The following is a 16,208-nucleotide window of genomic DNA, read 5'->3' as shown; positions in this document are numbered from 1 at the left end:
GCCATGGCCTACGATTCGATTTTCAAAGCCGATTTGTTTGCAGGCCAAACCATCGTTGTCACCGGTGGCGGCAGCGGCATCGGTCGTTGCACCGCCCACGAACTCGCAGCCCTCGGCGCCCATGTGCTGCTGCTCGGGCGCAAGGTCGACAAGCTCAAAGGCGTTGCCGCCGAGATCGCCGAAGATGGCGGCAAGGCTGACTGGATGGCGTGCGATATTCGCGAGGAAGAAACGGTCAAGCATGTGGTCAGCGAGTTGATTCGCAAGCACGGCCCGATTCACGGCTTGGTCAACAACGCTGGCGGGCAGTACCCGTCGCCGCTGGCGTCGATCAATCAAAAAGGCTTCGAAACGGTATTGCGCACCAACCTGATGGGCGGCTTCCTGATGGCCCGTGAGGTGTTCAACCAGTCCATGAGCAAGCACGGCGGCGCCATCGTCAACATGCTCGCCGACATGTGGGGCGGCATGCCCGGCATGGGGCACTCGGGCGCGGCGCGCTCAGGCATGGACAACTTGACCAAGACCGCCGCGTTCGAATGGGGTTACGCCGGGGTGCGGGTCAATGCCGTGGCGCCGGGCTGGATCGCGTCGAGCGGCATGGACACTTACGAAGGCGCGTTTAAAGCGGTGATCCCAACCTTGCGCGAACACGTCCCGCTCAAGCGTATCGGCACCGAATCGGAAGTCAGTGCGGCGATCGTGTTCCTGCTCAGTCCGGCCGCGGCCTTTATCAGCGGCAGCACCCTGCGCATCGACGGGGCCGCCAGCCTCGGTGGGCGTGCCTGGCCGATCCACAAGGCGCAGATCAGCGAGTCATACAACGGCTTCCACCGCGCCTACCTTCCGGATGTGCTCAAGGACAAGGAATAAGCCATGCCGGTGATCCAGTCGCAAGTGGACCCGTTCAGCGAACAGTTCGCCCGCAATCGCGCGACGATGCTGGTGGGCATCGAGCAGGTCCGCCAGCTTGAGCAAAACCTGCTGAACAAAGCGGCCGAGGCCAAGCCAAAATTCGACAAGCGCGGGCAACTGCTGCCCCGTGAACGCCTCAACTTGCTGCTGGACCCCGGCGCGCCGTTCCTCGAACTGGCGAGCCTGGCTGGCTACAAACTGCACGACGACAAGGATGGCAGCTCGGCCGGTGGCGGACTGATCGCCGGGATCGGTTATGTGTCCGGCGTTCGGGTGCTGGTGGTAGCGAACAACAGCGCGATCAAGGGCGGAACCATTTCCCCCAGCGGCCTGAAAAAATCCCTGCGCCTGCAACAGATCGCCATGGAGAACAAACTGCCGGTGATCACCCTCGCCGAAAGCGGCGGCGCCAACCTCAATTACGCGGCGGAGATTTTCGTCGAAGGCGCGCGCAGCTTTGCCAATCAGGCACGGATGTCGGCCATGGGGTTGCCGCAAATCACCGTGGTCCACGGCTCGGCCACGGCGGGCGGCGCTTATCAGCCGGGGTTGTCGGATTACGTGGTGGTGGTGCGCGGCAAGGCCAAACTGTTTCTGGCCGGCCCGCCGCTGCTCAAGGCGGCGACCGGAGAAGTCGCCACCGATGAAGAACTGGGCGGTGCCGAGATGCACGCGCAAACCGCCGGCACCGCCGAATACCTGGCCGAGAACGATGCCGACGGCGTGCGCCTGGTGCGCGAAATTGTCAGCCTGCTGCGGTGGAACGATCAGCTGCAATGGTTACCCGAACGCCCATTCGAAGAACCGCTCTACCCCATCGACGAACTGCTGGGCCTGATCCCGGATGACCCGAAAAAGCCCTACGACGTGCGCGAGATCATCGCCCGGATCGCCGACGCGTCGAACTTCCTCGAATTCAAAAGTGAGTTCGATCAGCAGACCGTCTGTGGCCATTTGCAGATACAGGGCCGCGCCTGCGGGTTCATCGGCAATAACGGTCCGATCACACCCAAGGGCGCGAGCAAGGCTGCGCAGTTCATTCAACTGTGCGACCAGAGCCAGACGCCGCTGCTGTTTTTCCACAACACCACCGGGTTCATGGTCGGCACCGAGTCGGAACAGCACGGCGTGATCAAGCACGGCGCGAAGATGATTCAGGCAGTGGCCAATGCTCGGGTGCCGAAACTGACCCTCGTCGTCGGCGGTTCCTACGGCGCGGGCAACTACGCCATGTGCGGACGCGGCCTCGACCCGCGCTTCATTTTCGCCTGGCCGAACAGTCGCACCGCGGTGATGGGGGGCGCCCAAGCTGGCAAGGTGCTGCGGATCGTCACCGAGGCCAAACAAACCAAGGACGGCCTGGTGCCTGACCTGAAAATGCTCGACATGCTGGAGCAGGTCACCGCGCAGAAACTCGACAGCCAGTCCACTGCGCTGTATGGCAGCGCCAATCTATGGGACGACGGGCTGATCGATCCTCGCGATACTCGAACCCTGCTCGGTTACTTGCTGGATATTTGTCACGAGGCCGAGGTGCGGCCGTTGCAAGCCAACAGTTTTGGTGTAGCCCGCTTCTAAGGGCGTTCAGGAGAACAATAAAAATGATCTTCACCCAGGAACACGAAGCACTGCGTCGCACCGTCCGCCAGTTCGTCGAGCACGAGATCAACCCGCACGTCGAGGAGTGGGAAAAAGCCGGACGCTTTCCGATCCACGAGATTTTCCGCAAGGCCGGCGACCTCGGCCTGCTAGGGATTTCCAAACCGGAAAAATTCGGTGGCATGGGGCTCGATTACAGCTATTCGATCGTCGCCGCCGAAGAGTTCGGGACCATTCATTGCGGCGGCATTCCGATGTCCATCGGCGTGCAGACCGACATGTGCACCCCGGCCCTCGCCCGCTTCGGCTCCGATGAATTGCGCGAAGAATTCCTGCGCCCGGCGATCACTGGCGAGCAGGTCGGCTGCATCGGGGTGTCTGAAGTCGGGGCCGGCTCCGACGTGGCGGGGTTGAAAACCACCGCGCGCAAGGACGGCGACGACTACGTGATCAACGGCAGCAAGATGTGGATTACCAACTCGCCGAGCGCCGATTTCATCTGCCTGCTGGCCAACACCTCGGACGACAAACCGCACGTCAACAAGTCGCTGATCATGGTGCCGATGAACACGCCAGGCATCAGCCTCAGTTCGCACCTGGACAAGCTCGGCATGCGCAGTTCGGAAACCGCCCAGGTATTTTTCGACAACGTGCGCGTGCCACAGCGTAACCGCATCGGCCATGAAGGCGCGGGGTTCATGATGCAGATGCTGCAGTTCCAGGAAGAACGCCTGTTCGGCGCGGCGAACATGATCAAAGGGCTGGAGTACTGCGTCGACAGCACCATCGAATATTGCAAGGAGCGCAAAACCTTCGGCAACGCGCTGATCGACAATCAGGTCATTCACTTCCGCCTGGCCGAACTGCAAACCGAAATCGAATGCCTGCGGGCACTGGTCTATCAGGCCACCGAACAGTACATCAAAGGCCAGGACGTTACGCGCCTGGCCTCCATGGCCAAACTCAAGGCCGGGCGTTTGGGCCGCGAAGTCAGCGACAGTTGCCTGCAATACTGGGGCGGCATGGGCTTCATGTGGGACAACCCGGTGGCCCGGGCTTATCGCGATGTGCGGCTGGTGTCGATCGGCGGTGGTGCCGACGAAATCATGCTGGGGATCATCTGCAAACTCATGGGCATCCTGCCGGGGAAACACAAATGAGCAGCCTGCCGGTTTGCCAGACTTTACTGCTGGAGCCGCATAACGGCGTCCTGCACATCACCCTTAACCGCCCCGAAAGCCGCAACGCCATGAGCTTGCAGATGGTCACCGAACTGCGCGCAGTGCTGGCGGCGGTGCGCGATGACCGAGGGATTCGTGCGTTGGTGATCGGCGGCGCAGGCGGGCATTTCAGCGCTGGCGGCGACATCAAGGACATGGCCAACGCTCGCGCTCAAGGTGCGTCGGCCTACCGTGACTTGAACCGAATTTTTGGTGCCTTGCTGCAAGAGGTGCAACACGCGCCACAAGTGGTGATCACGGTGCTGCAAGGCGCGGTGCTGGGCGGTGGTTTCGGCCTGGCCTGCGTCAGTGACGTTGCGCTGGCCGATCATCAGGCGCAATTCGGTTTGCCGGAAACCAGCCTTGGGTTACTGCCGGCGCAAATCGCGCCGTTCGTGGTCCAGCGCATCGGTTTGACCCAGGCCCGCCGCCTGGCCCTGACCGCCGCACGTTTCGATGGCACGCAGGCGCGGCGGATGGGGCTGGTGCATTTTGTCGAACATGACGCGCAAGCCTTGGCCGAACGCCTCGATGAGGTGCTGGCCCATGTGTTGTGTTGTGCGCCGGGGGCGAATGCGGCGACCAAAAAACTCTTGCTCGCGAGTGCCGGGCAGCCGTCGGATGAGCTGCTGGATCAAGCGGCTGAATGGTTCAGCGAAGCGGTGACCGGAGCCGAGGGTGTCGAAGGCACGATGGCGTTTGTGCAGAAGCGTAAACCGGGGTGGGCGCCCTAAGAGCTTCGCGGGCAAGCCTCGCTCCTACAGCTTCACAAAGCCCTGTAGGAGCAAGGCTTGCCCGCGAAGAGGCCATCACATCCACCGCATAACCAAGGAAACACCCCATGCCCGGATTCAGCAAAATCCTCATCGCCAACCGCGGTGAAATCGCCTGCCGCATCCTGCGCACCGCCCAGGCCCTGGGCTATCGCACCGTCGCAGTCTTCAGCGATGCCGACGCCGATGCGTTGCACGTGCACATGGCCGACGAAGCCGTGAACATCGGCCCGGCCCCGGTGCAGCAGTCCTACCTGAACATCCCGGCCATCATCGACGCGGCCCGCCGCACCGGTGCCGACGCGATCCACCCCGGCTACGGCTTTCTCTCGGAAAACGCCGGCTTCGCCCTCGCCTGCCAGCACGCCGGCATCACTTTCATCGGCCCCAGCCCCGACGCCATCGAACTGATGGGCAGCAAACGCCTGTCGAAAATGGCCATGCTCGCCGCTGGCGTGCCGTGCATCAAAGGCTATCAAGGTGCCGAACAGGACGACGCGACCCTCAGCCGCGAGGCCGAGCGCATCGGCTACCCGCTGATGATCAAGGCCAGCGCCGGCGGTGGCGGGCGCGGCATGCGTCTGGTGCAGGAGGCCAGTGAATTGCTGGCGCAGATTCGCACCGCACGTTCCGAAGCGCTGCACGGGTTTGGCAGCGACGAGTTGATCCTCGAACAGGCACTGATCGATCCCCGACACGTCGAAGTCCAGCTGTTCGGCGACCAGCAAGGCAACCTGATCTACCTCGGCGAACGCGACTGCTCCATTCAGCGCCGCCACCAGAAAGTCATTGAAGAAGCGCCCTGCCCGGTGATGACCGCCGAACTGCGCCAGGCCATGGGCGAAGCGGCGCTCAAGGCCGGTCGCGCGGTGAATTACGTCGGCGCGGGCACCGTGGAGTTCCTGCTGGATGCGCACGGGCAATTTTTCTTTCTGGAGATGAACACCCGACTGCAAGTGGAACACCCGGTGACCGAACTGATCACCGGCCTCGATCTCGTGGCCTGGCAGTTACACGTCGCCGAAGGCCTGCCGCTACCCCTGCGACAGGAGCAAGTGCAGCTCAACGGCCACGCCATGGAAGTGCGCTTGTACGCCGAAGACCCGGCACACGGTTTTCTACCGCAGACCGGACTCATCGCGGCCTGGGAACCCACGCTTCAGAGCGGCATACGGATCGACCATGGCCTGATCGAAGGCCAGACCGTCAGCCCGTTCTATGACCCGCTGCTGGGCAAGATCATCGCCCACGGCGCCACCCGCGAAGAGGCCCGGCGCAAATTGCTGCGGGCGGTGCAAGACAGTGTGCTGCTGGGCATACAGAGCAATCAGCGCTTGCTCGCCAGCCTGCTTGAACACCCGCAGTTCATCCATGGCGAGTTCAGCACCGGGTTTATCCCGACCTCTTTCGCCGAGCATCCTTGCCTGCATGCCCAGGTCCCGAGCGCCGAAGTGCTGGCCATCGCCACAGCACTGTTCTATCAGGCCTCGGCGCAGGTTCATCGCGCGCCCCTGGCCGGTTGGCGCAACAACGCCAGCGTGCCACTGCACTATCGCATCGGTCTGGAGGACCAGGATTGGCCGGTGGCATTGAACGCCGTGCCCGGCGAACCGTATCGGATTCAAGTCGCCGACCGGTGCGTTGAACTGAAGGTCATCCAGTGCGATGGACGCTGGGCCACGTTGGAGATCGACGGCCTGCGTCACCGCCATGCCTATCGTCTTGAGGGCGGACAACTCTGGCTATTCACCCGCCCCGGCAGCCTGCGGCTGGTGGATCGGACGCAGGCCTTGGTCAGCAATCAGGCCAGCATCAGCTCAGGCACCCTCAAGGCACCGATGGACGGCGCGATCGTCGACGTACTGGTCAGTGAGGGCAGCAGCGTCAGCAAAGGTCAGCTGTTGGTGGTGCTGGAGGCCATGAAAATGGAGCATCCGCTGAAGTCGGGCATCGACGGCGTGCTCAAACGCCTGCAAGTCAGGGTCGGCGATCAGGTGAAAAATCGGCAGATTTTGCTTGAGGTCGAATAAGCCGCTAGGCGGATCCGCCGGGTTTGGCTACGCTCAAGCCCTATCAGGACGCGGATACCAGGAACCCTGCGATGCCTCACTGGTTGGTCATTGATCTGGAAGCCACCACCGATGAGGGTGGTTGGCCAGTAACGGAAATGGAAATCATCGAAATCGGCGCCTCCCTGGTGGATCGCAAAGGGCGTGAAGTGGATCACTTCAAGTGCTTCGTGCGGCCATTGCGGCGGCCGCTGCTGACGCCGTTTTGTCGGCAATTGACGCACATCACTCAGGCTGACGTCGATGCGGCCCAGACGCTGAGCGAGGTCTGGCCGTCATTCGAGCTCTGGCTCGGGCCGCATCTTTCGCATATGGAAGGTTGGGTCAGTTGGGGCGATTACGATCGCAAGCAACTGCTTCAGGAATGGCAGCACCTGCACATCGACAGCGCCCTTGTCCGGGTGCCGCACATTAACCTCAAGCAGCGCTTTGCCAAGGCCCGTCGGCTGGAGCGACCATTGGGGCTCAACGGCGCACTGCAACTGGCTGGCCTGCAATTCACCGGGCAGCAACACCGGGCGCTGGAAGATGCACGTAACACGGCACGACTGTTGCCGCAGATTTTCCCCCCTCTGGAGAGGTGACGACGCGGGGCCCCTTGTGCATACTGGCCGGCCCTTTTAAGCCCTTTTCGAGGAATCGCCCATGTTTAAAGTCAACGAGTACTTCGACGGCACCGTCAAGTCGATCGCCTTTGGCACCGCTGAAGGTCCGGCGACCATCGGCGTCATGGCACCGGGCGAATACGAATTCGGTACCAGCCAACGTGAAATCATGCACGTAGTGACCGGTGCCCTGACCGTCAAACTGCCGGACAGCACCGACTGGGAAACCTTCGCCGCCGGCAGCCAGTTCAACGTGCCCGCCAACAGCAAATTCCAGCTGAAAGTGGCCGTCGACACCGCTTACCTGTGCGAATACCGCGGCTAAAACCCTGGGTTTTCACAGCGACAAAAAAATGCCCGTGTCGTTGGACACGGGCATTTTTTATTGAAGGGCTTTTATTCGAGGATCGTCACCGGCATGCCGACTTCAAGTCGACCATTGCTGTCGTTGACCAGATTCTGGCCGAACATGGCGCCATCGGCCTCGGTACGGTACTTCTGCAAGGTCGCCAGCGGTTCACGATCCTGACTGCGTTCACCGGTTTGCGGGTCGATCGTGGTCAGAATGCAGCGTGAACACGACTTGACCACGCGGAACTCGACATCGCCGATGCGGATGCGCTTCCAGCCATCTTCGGCATAGGCCTCACTGCTCTCGATCACCAGGTTCGGGCGAAAGCGCAGCATTTCCAGCGGGCGTCCCACTTTCTGCGAAAGATCTTCCAGAGACGCCTGGCCGATCAACAACAACGGGAAGCCATCGGCAAAGGCCACTTTATCGTCATCCTTGCCGTAACCGGCCTCGGTGGTACGCGCACGATCCAGCGGCACTTGCACCAGCCGTGTCGGCTTGCCAATGAATGCACTGACCCAGGCTGCCGCTGCGTCGCCGGCATCGGGTACGCGCAAGGAGTCGCGGAAAATGGTGACGCCACGCAACTCGGCATCGCGGGTGGGCAAGGCGACATTGATCGCCGGGTGGCCGGGGGCGCTGAGGGTCAAGCCGCCATCGGCATTCCACAGCGCGGAGAGCTGACTCATTTGCCCTACCGTGCGCTGCGTCATGAAGCGACCGCTGGCCTCATCCACCAGCATCCAGCGTCGATCACCGTCCAGGCCGAGCTTATCGAGGCTGATCTGTTGCAGGCTCTCGCCCTTGCCGGATTTCAACGGATAACGATAAAGCGCGCTCAGACGCAACATAGCCAGCTCCCTGGTGGACAAAACGCCACCCTATACGAGCTTGATCGCCGAATCAAAGCCTGAGAACAGGACACCACGTACCTTGTGGGAGCGGGCTTGCTCGCGAAAGCGGTTCAACATTCAACAGTTAAGTCGACTGTCCCAGCGCTTTCGCGAGCAAGCCCGCTCCCACACGTTGCCGTGATGACTCAGGCCGGCACTGCGTCGAGCATCAGACGCTGACGCACCACGTCGACCAGTTTGTCCGGCTGGAACTTGGAGAGGAAATTGTCGCAGCCGACCTTTTTCACCATCGAGTCGTTGAAGCTGCCGGACAACGACGTGTGCAACACCACATAAAGACCCCGCAGGCGTGGGTCGTTACGGATTTCGGTGGTGAGTCGGTAGCCGTCCATCTCCGGCATTTCCGCGTCGGTGAAGACCATCAACAATTTGTCGGTCATGGAAACGCCGGTATCGGCCCAGGCCTTGAGCATGTTCAACGCCTTCAAGCCATCGCTGGCAATGTGCATCTTCACGCCCAGTTGCCCCAGGGTGTCGCGCAATTGCGACAAGGCCACGTTCGAGTCGTCCACCAACAGCACTTCACGGCCGCGGGCACGTTCCAGCACCGGATCGTCAAGTTTTTCGCGAGAGACCTTGGCGTTGTACGGGACAATTTCGGCCAGGACTTTTTCAACGTCGATGATTTCCACCAACTGATCGTCGACCTTGCTGATGGCGGTCAGGTAATGCTGGCGACCGGCGCTGGTCGGCGGCGGCAGGATGGCTTCCCAGTTCATGTTGACGATACGGTCCACGCCACCGACCAGGAACGCCTGCACCGAACGGTTGTACTCGGTGACGATGATCGTGCTGGTAGGGCTTGGCACCAGCGGACGCATACCGATGGCCTGGGACAGGTCGATCACCGGCAGGGTCTGGCCACGCAAGTTGACCACACCGCAGACAAAAGGATGGCGCTGGGGCATCAGGGTCAGTTTCGGCAGTTGCAGCACTTCCTGCACCTTGAAGACGTTGATCGCGAACAATTGCCGCCCGGCCAGTCGAAACATGAGAATTTCCAGGCGATTCTCACCCACCAGTTGCGTGCGTTGGTCTACCGTGTCGAGAATGCCGGCCATCTATGACTCCTGCTCTTGTTCTGATGAATTCACTAAAGAGGGTTATCGGCTGTTATTGCCGGACCTTGACCCTCCAACAAAATGCCATGCCCGGGCATTGATGTCACATTAACATCATGCTTTACTGACCCTGTGATTTCATCTGCTTCATTACCGGCGACGCGACCATGGTTCGTTCGTTTGGTTCCCCTGTGTAAGGGATTCCCCTAGTAACAATCAGGCCCAACCTGATATTCGCAATATCCAATAGCCATTAATGTGACGCCATTCTCATTGCATGAATGGAGTCAGGCTTTTGTGTGCGATCGCAGGTAAGTGGCCATCCACTCTCTCGAGTTCCCTCGTCCTCGTCGTCACACACGGCATTCCCTCATTTGACATGACGTTGTGGAGATAAACATGCCGAACGACCGTAAAGAGTGGGCCCAGCGGCTCCCGGAGTTTCTCGCAGAGGCTGAAACACTCCTGGCCAAAACCGAGGAATGCCTGAGTCATTTGCAATTGATCAGCAACGACAAGGATGCCATCGACTGCATGCTCAGCACCCTCCTCAAACTCGCCAGCAAGGCAGATGCCCTCGCACTGGCGGCGGTTTCGGAATTTTCGCTGCACATTCATGGCTTGCTGAACCATGCCCAGAACCACATGGACCTGCACGATCAGGCCCTCGGCGCACTGAAAGACTGCCTGACACTGATCGCCTGGCAACTCGAACTCATCGACCAGAACACCGGCCAACTCAGTCTCGACGACAGCGAACAGGTCTCCCTTATCGAAGCCTTTGCCTTTCAGGTCGGACAACGACACTATCAGCCACCGGCTAATTCCAAGCCGTTCACGCTCGTTTCCTATTCAGGGCATCAAGCGTAAATCATTACAACGCTAGCAAGTCTGGAATTTGCTGGCATAACCGGCACTACAAACTTGTGCACGGTTATGTCGTAATTGAATATCCTCATACCCGTTTACGACAACTCGAAATAAATAAACCCATCGCGCCGCAAAACTTTTCCATTGTGGAAACCCCTTCCAGAAACACTCGTTTCCTGACTCTGCAGACATATAACCCAAACGCGACCAACGGTATGTTAAGTGGTACTATGCCGCCCATTAGTTGACGTCAATTAATGGCAGAGTAACTCCAGACCGAAACCCATCATCGACGATGACCGGTTTTCCCGCAGCGAACATCCATTGGCTCCATCCGCTATGTACGCCAGCCTCAAGTCACTCATTCAATGGCCACCCTCGCGACTCAACGCGCGCCGGTTCACGCTGTCGCTGTGCGTCTGCTCGGCACTGGGTAGCGTTCTGGTATACAGCCTGTCCGCGCGCCTGCCGCTGAGTCTGCTGGTCATCAACATAGCAGCGCTGACGTGTGTCTGGGTACAGCACCGGCTCTCGCGCAAATCGATCAAGTTTCAACCTCAAGAGCTGGCCGACCGGCTGTTGGAGGTTCAGGAAAATGAACGCCACCGGCTCAGTCGGGAATTGCATGACGACATAGGCCAGTTGCTGACCGCGGCCAAACTTCAAAGTGACTGGCTTAAACGCCGAATGCCCGAAGAACTTCAGGCGCAGTGTTCGGTGCTCTGTGACACGCTGGAAGAAACCCTGGTCAAAGTTCGTGACGTCTCGGCCATTCTCAATCCCCGGCAACTGGCCAGTCTCGGACTGGAAGCCAGCCTCCGTGCGCACCTGCTCAAGACGCTGGCCAATACCTCGGTGCACTGGAGCCTGGAATGCCATCAGCGCTTGACCGGCCTATCCGAGGAAATGGCAGTGGCCGCCTTTCGAATTACCCAGGAAGCGGTCACCAATATCCTGCGCCACGCCGAAGCGAAAAATCTGTTGGTTCGCCTGCAACGACTGCCACAAGGCCTGTCCTTGTTGATCAGCGACGATGGCCTGGGTTTCGCCCCGGCCACAGATCCGGGTCGCGAGGGGCAACGGGGAATGGCCGGGATGTCAGAACGGATCGATCAGTTGGGCGGCACACTGACAGTGGCCAGCGAGCCGGGCAAAGGCACTCAAATCGAAGCTCTCTTCCCCTGGGCGCCGCGTGCGCTCGAACGGGCCAGTTCGAATAAGGTTATGCATTGACTTGTAACTTACTTCTGGTGGATGACCACTCGCTTATCAGGGCTGGCGTGCGCGCTCTGGTGCTGGATATTCCCGGCTACGCGGTAATCGGCGAGGCCAATGATGGCTCGCAGCTGCTCGAAATGGTCGAACAGTTGTCGCCGGACATCGTGCTGCTGGATATTTCCATGAAGGAAACCGGCGGCCTTGAGGCATTGCAGCGGCTCAAGCGCGTACGCCCGCAGAGCAAGGTGCTGATCCTGTCGATGCACACCGACCCGGCGCTCATCATGCAGGCGCTGGAGTCCGGCGCCCACGGTTACCTGCTCAAGGACACCACGGCCACCGAACTCGAACACGCCCTGGAAGCCCTGCGTAACAACGAACGCTACTTGAGCCCGGCCATTGCTCACACTGTCATCACCCAGGCACTGACTCGCAACCAGAAAAACCAGGCGGAACCTGCCCTCTCGCATAACCTGACGGCACGTCAGCTGGAAATCCTGCGGCTGATTGTTCGCGGTAAATCCACCCGGGAAATCGCCAACGGCCTGGGCCTGAGCATCAAAACGGTTGAAACCCATCGCTCGCAGATCATGAAGCGCTTGCAGATCTTCGACGTGGCAGGCCTGGTGCTGTTCGCCGTGCGCGAGCAGATCATCAGCCTGGACGACTGACCGTTCCAGACGTGCTCAACAGGGGTGAGCTCTCGGGCAAATGCACGCGCAGTGCCGCCGGACGCGCCGAAAAGCGCAAGCTGTCGCCTTCCAGGGGTTCGCCATCAAGGTTGATGTAAAGGCCTTCCGAGACCTTGATCTCGACCCATGGCAAGCGTGCGCGCACAAACATGTTGTCGATACCAAAACCATCGGCCAGCAGTGTTTTCAGCGTACCGACCAATTCCTGCGGTGCCGGCAGAATGCTGATATCCAGCAGGCCATCATCTGCCAGTGCCTCTGGGCACAGCACATGACCACCACCCGCCTGTCGCCCGTTCCCGATGCCCAACGCCAGCAGATCGCCGCTCCACTGAAAATCCGGGCCCTGCAACTCGCCATAGGCCGCATGCAACTCGCTGAAGCGTGTTAAACCGGTGAACAGGTAAGCCGCGCCCCCGAGGACTTTTTTCAAGTCTTCCGAGGTGTTTGCCGTGACCTGGCTGCCAAAACCGCCCGTAGCCATGTTCAAAAATACCTGCCCGCCGACCTCACCCAAGTCAATGGCGCTCGGCGCCATGTCGAGCAGGTCCAGCGCTTGGTCGGGTTCCAGAGGTACGCCGGCGGCGCGCGCAAAATCGTTGGCGGTCCCCAACGGCATCAGCACCAGGCTGGCCTGGTTGGAATGCGCCGCCATGGCTTCGGCAATGTCACGCAAGGTGCCATCACCGCCGCCAGCGATGATGTGCGGATAGCCCGCCGCCAGCGCTTCATCCACCAGACGCTGAGCGTCGCCAGCCTCCCAGGTCAGGCGCACGGCCAGCTCCCACCCCTGTTCGCGCTTGCCCTCGACGGCGGCACGAACCGCCTCGTTGAGCGCCTGCTTGCCATGCAGAATCAACAGCGCCTTGCGTTCGCTCATTGTGGTTACTCCCATGATTGAATTCCGTATGGAAGATGTTGACCCCGATCCGCCGCAAAAAAGTCGCACGAAATTCAATTATTTGAAATCGAGCCGTGGGGAGTCCTAGGAAGTTGGGATTTTTCCTACACAACATGAGGAATCGGCTCAATTGACCGAAAAGTATGATTGGTACACCTTGTGTCTACGGTTATCAGTCATCAGCAGCAAATACACAAGGACGTGCCATGCAAAGCCATGACATCAGGTCGCCGATCATTCCGGTCGCACCCTTCGCAGCAAAACGCACCCATCAAACGGCATTCAAAGACAGCGCAAAACCCACTGGAGAAGTGAATATGGAACCTCGCGTCGTTGAGTTGGAGACACACCTCGAATATATCCGACGAGACATGGATGAAGTCCGTGGTGACGTCAAATCCATCAAACACCGACTGGCCTATTCTGCGGGTGGAACAGCCGTCGTCCTCGGGCTTCTGGCCTGGATTGCCAACAGCCGTTTCGACCAGGTCGTGACACTCCTGGCTCAGTAAGGGGCAGGCATGCACGCACATCCGGTTCGATCAATCGGGTGTGCGTGACATGCCTGAGACGCGGATCAGTTCAGGAGTTCGCTCAGCGGAATGAAGCTGACGCTGTCACCTTCGACCAGCGTTCGCTCTTCCAGCACTTCGACCAGGCCATCGGCCCAGGCGGCGCTGCGCAGCACACCGGAACTCTGGTTTTTGTAGATGATCGCGCGGCCGTTCTCCAGGCGTCCACGCAGGTACTCACGCCGATTGCCTGCCTTTGGCCAGTCGAACCCTGCTGGCACCTGAAACTTCAGCGGCTCAACCTCTTTAACGCCCTGACGGCGCAATAGATAAGGCCTCGCCAACAAGGCAAAGGTCACCAGGGTCGATGCCGGGTTGCCAGGCAAACCAATGACAGGCACGCCGCGAAAATGCCCGAAGGTCAGCGGCTTGCCTGGTTTGATGGCGAGCTTCCACAACGTCAACTCACCCTCTTCCCTCAGGGCAATGCCCAGGAAGTCGGCCTCGCCCACCGATACGCCACCGGTCGAGAGGATCAGGTCGACATCCTTCAATTCACCCAGGCGGGCACGCGTCGTCGCCAGATTATCCGCAAGGATGCCGGCATCGATGACCTCACACCCCATGCGCTGCAACCAGCTGCAGAGCAATACACGATTACTGTTATAGATCTGTCCCGGCCCGAGAGCCCGACCCGGTTCAATCAACTCATCCCCGGTCGACAGAACCGCAACACGAACCTTGCGAATCACCTCCAGCTCAACGCATCCCAGTGATGCCGCCAGCCCCTGTTCGATCGACCCCAGTCGCGTGCCTGCCGGCAGGATCAATTCACCGACAGTGGTTTCCTGGCCTTGGGGGCGGATGTTTTGACCCGGCATCATGGCCTCGGTAAAACGCACTCGCTCGTCCGGTTGGATTTCGGCGTTTTCCTGCATCTCGACGCAATCTGCTCCTTGCGGAACAGGTGCACCGGTGAAGATTCGTGCGCAGGTGCCTGGCTTCAAGGGTTCGGGAGCCTGACCGGCGAAAACCTTCTGGCTGACAGCCATGGGTTCTCCCGTCCAGTCGGCCATGCGCAGGGCATAACCATCCATGGCACTGTTGGGCCAGGGCGGCAGATCAAGTGTCGAGATCAGGTCGTCGGCCAACACGCGGCCCTGAACCTGTGCCAGCGGCAAGCGTTCACGCTCACGAATCGGCGAGGCTTCGGCCATTTCGAGCAAACGTGCCAGTGCCACCTCGACAGCCATCAGGCTGCCGGTCTTGCCTGGCTTACCCGCGGGATTCACAGGGAGCCGCCTGTTTAAGATGAGCGACGAAATTGCATGGGCGGTGCCGTGAGTCCAGCTGTTCAGCAAGAATGCCGTCCCACCCGGTGCGCACCGCATTGGTCGAACCCGGCAAGCAGCACACCAGCGTGCCATTGGCCAGACCGGCCAAGGCGCGGGACTGAACGGTTGAGGTGCCGATATCGGCTACCGATATCTGCCGGAACAATTCACCAAAACCATCAACCTGCTTGTCCAGCAGGCAGCTCACCGCTTCAGGCGTGCTGTCACGCCCCGTGAAACCGGTACCGCCAGTGATCAGCACGACCTGTACCACATCGTCGGCGATCCAGTTGGCGACTTGCGCACGAATTTTGTACAGGTCATCTTTGAGCAACACTCGTTCGGCCAGGTTATGCCCGGCAGCGCTCAAGCGGTCGACGAAGACCTGGCCCGAGGTATCGGTTTCCAGGGTACGGGTGTCGCTGACCGTCAGCACCGCGATATTGAGCGGTGCGAAAGGTACATCAGCCTTGGCTTTCATAGGCTCATCCAGTTGTAGGAGAAACAGCCCGGTGTTATATCACAGCGCCCCCTTTTTTCGCCGCCCCCATGGAGACTTGCCATGACCTCGACTACACCGTTGTCGCCCTGTTCCATTCTGCTCCTGGCAGGTGGTCGCGGCCAACGCATGGGTGGCCAGGACAAAGGGCTGCTGGAATGGCACGGCGAACCATTGATTGCGCACCTGCACCGCAAGACTCGTGCGCTGAGCGATGACCTGATCATCTCCTGCAACAGGAATCCGGAAAAGTACGCGCCCTATGCCGATCAGTTGGTCCATGACGACGAAGGCGACTTTCCAGGACCTCTGGCCGGTATTCGCGCCGGCCTGAAAGCGGCTCGCCATGCCCATCTGATGGTCTTGCCCTGTGACGTTCCGCGTATCGATGCCACGTTGCTGCAAAGCATGCGCGAAACCGCCAGCCAGCACCCGGACAAACCGTTGATGCTGCGCCATGGAGAACACTGGGAGCCCTTGTTGTGCGTGATTCCCGTAGCACTCTCGGAAGCTTTTGAAAGCGCCTGGCATGAGGGTGAACGCAGCCCGGGGCGCCTCATGCGCAAACTGGGCGCGACCGCACTACACTGTCCTGACAACGACCCTCGCCTGGCCAATCTCAATACGCCGGAACTGTTAAGTGCACACCACACTGTGTCAGACTGACACGAGAA

17 protein-coding genes are annotated in these 16,208 nt (G+C 60.1%); 12 read left to right on the top strand and 5 right to left on the bottom strand.

Annotated elements, in window-relative coordinates; genetic code table 11:
- The first annotated feature begins 3 nt into the window (after positions 1-3).
- The 7 genes from ACIPL2_RS08010 (at position 4) to ACIPL2_RS07980 (ending at position 7,506) form a co-directional block, all read left to right on the top strand.
- Complete coding sequence (locus ACIPL2_RS08010) at positions 4-873, top strand: SDR family oxidoreductase (RefSeq protein WP_401354673.1); 870 nt, start codon at positions 4-6, stop codon at positions 871-873.
- Positions 874-876: 3 nt separating this feature from the next.
- Positions 877-2,493 carry a geranyl-CoA carboxylase subunit beta gene (gene atuC / locus ACIPL2_RS08005; protein WP_401354671.1) on the top strand — a complete coding sequence of 539 codons (1,617 nt, stop codon included), beginning with the start codon at positions 877-879 and terminating at the stop codon, positions 2,491-2,493.
- Positions 2,494-2,516: 23 nt separating this feature from the next.
- Positions 2,517-3,674, top strand: a complete 1,158-nt coding sequence (atuD, locus tag ACIPL2_RS08000) for a citronellyl-CoA dehydrogenase (RefSeq protein ID WP_401354668.1) — start codon at positions 2,517-2,519, stop codon at positions 3,672-3,674.
- A complete protein-coding gene (locus ACIPL2_RS07995) occupies positions 3,671-4,468 on the top strand; it encodes an enoyl-CoA hydratase/isomerase family protein (protein ID WP_401354665.1) in 798 nt (265 codons plus the stop codon). The genes atuD and ACIPL2_RS07995 overlap by 4 nt, the downstream gene beginning before the upstream one ends.
- 107 nt (positions 4,469-4,575) lie before the next feature.
- A complete protein-coding gene (locus ACIPL2_RS07990) occupies positions 4,576-6,537 on the top strand; it encodes an acetyl/propionyl/methylcrotonyl-CoA carboxylase subunit alpha (RefSeq protein WP_401354663.1) in 1,962 nt (653 codons plus the stop codon).
- Positions 6,538-6,608: 71 nt separating this feature from the next.
- Positions 6,609-7,160 carry an exonuclease domain-containing protein gene (locus ACIPL2_RS07985; protein ID WP_401354661.1) on the top strand — a complete coding sequence of 184 codons (552 nt, stop codon included), beginning with the start codon at positions 6,609-6,611 and terminating at the stop codon, positions 7,158-7,160.
- 61 nt (positions 7,161-7,221) lie between these two features.
- Complete coding sequence (locus ACIPL2_RS07980) at positions 7,222-7,506, top strand: pyrimidine/purine nucleoside phosphorylase (protein WP_010461229.1); 285 nt, start codon at positions 7,222-7,224, stop codon at positions 7,504-7,506.
- Between the two features lie 71 nt (positions 7,507-7,577).
- On the opposite strand, the gene ACIPL2_RS07975 is transcribed toward ACIPL2_RS07980, so the two are convergent.
- Both ACIPL2_RS07975 and ACIPL2_RS07970 read right to left on the bottom strand, forming a co-directional pair.
- A complete protein-coding gene (locus tag ACIPL2_RS07975; protein WP_401354658.1) occupies positions 7,578-8,384 on the bottom strand; it encodes an MOSC domain-containing protein in 807 nt (268 codons plus the stop codon).
- A 188-nt stretch (positions 8,385-8,572) separates the two neighbouring features.
- Positions 8,573-9,508: a chemotaxis protein CheV gene (locus tag ACIPL2_RS07970; protein WP_401354656.1), complete on the bottom strand. Its 936-nt coding sequence runs from the start codon at positions 9,506-9,508 to the stop codon at positions 8,573-8,575.
- Between the two features lie 399 nt (positions 9,509-9,907).
- Between ACIPL2_RS07970 and ACIPL2_RS07965 the strand changes: the two genes are divergently transcribed.
- The 3 genes from ACIPL2_RS07965 (at position 9,908) to ACIPL2_RS07955 (ending at position 12,267) form a co-directional block, all read left to right on the top strand.
- A complete protein-coding gene (locus ACIPL2_RS07965; RefSeq protein WP_401354654.1) occupies positions 9,908-10,378 on the top strand; it encodes a hypothetical protein in 471 nt (156 codons plus the stop codon).
- A gap of 339 nt (positions 10,379-10,717) precedes the next feature.
- Complete coding sequence (locus ACIPL2_RS07960; RefSeq protein ID WP_401354816.1) at positions 10,718-11,611, top strand: sensor histidine kinase; 894 nt, start codon at positions 10,718-10,720, stop codon at positions 11,609-11,611.
- Complete coding sequence (locus tag ACIPL2_RS07955; RefSeq protein WP_401354651.1) at positions 11,608-12,267, top strand: response regulator; 660 nt, start codon at positions 11,608-11,610, stop codon at positions 12,265-12,267. The genes ACIPL2_RS07960 and ACIPL2_RS07955 overlap by 4 nt, the downstream gene beginning before the upstream one ends.
- Here the strand turns inward: ACIPL2_RS07955 and yegS are convergent.
- Positions 12,251-13,168, bottom strand: coding sequence for a lipid kinase YegS (gene yegS, locus ACIPL2_RS07950; RefSeq protein WP_401354814.1), 918 nt, complete (start codon positions 13,166-13,168; stop codon positions 12,251-12,253). The genes ACIPL2_RS07955 and yegS overlap by 17 nt on opposite strands.
- Positions 13,169-13,395: 227 nt before the next feature.
- Here yegS and ACIPL2_RS07945 point away from each other — a divergent pair, with 227 nt between their 5' ends.
- Positions 13,396-13,701 (top strand): hypothetical protein, encoded by a 306-nt coding sequence (locus ACIPL2_RS07945; RefSeq protein ID WP_401354648.1) that lies wholly within the window; start codon positions 13,396-13,398, stop codon positions 13,699-13,701.
- Between the two features lie 65 nt (positions 13,702-13,766).
- Here ACIPL2_RS07945 and glp read toward each other — a convergent pair whose 3' ends face one another.
- Positions 13,767-14,993, bottom strand: coding sequence for a gephyrin-like molybdotransferase Glp (gene glp, locus ACIPL2_RS07940; protein WP_401354646.1), 1,227 nt, complete (start codon positions 14,991-14,993; stop codon positions 13,767-13,769).
- Entirely contained in the window at positions 14,977-15,516 is a 540-nt protein-coding gene (moaB, locus tag ACIPL2_RS07935) for a molybdenum cofactor biosynthesis protein B (protein ID WP_059402366.1), read from the bottom strand. The genes glp and moaB overlap by 17 nt, the downstream gene beginning before the upstream one ends.
- 81 nt (positions 15,517-15,597) lie before the next feature.
- Here moaB and mobA point away from each other — a divergent pair, with 81 nt between their 5' ends.
- A complete protein-coding gene (gene mobA / locus ACIPL2_RS07930) occupies positions 15,598-16,200 on the top strand; it encodes a molybdenum cofactor guanylyltransferase MobA (RefSeq protein ID WP_401354643.1) in 603 nt (200 codons plus the stop codon).
- The last annotated feature ends 8 nt before the right edge of the window (positions 16,201-16,208 follow it).

Source organism: Pseudomonas sp. NPDC086251, from assembly GCF_044746405.1.
In the GTDB taxonomy this organism is placed as follows: domain Bacteria; phylum Pseudomonadota; class Gammaproteobacteria; order Pseudomonadales; family Pseudomonadaceae; genus Aquipseudomonas.
The sequence above is the reverse complement of the archived record's forward strand: the minus strand, read 5'-3'. Positions and strand labels throughout refer to the sequence as shown.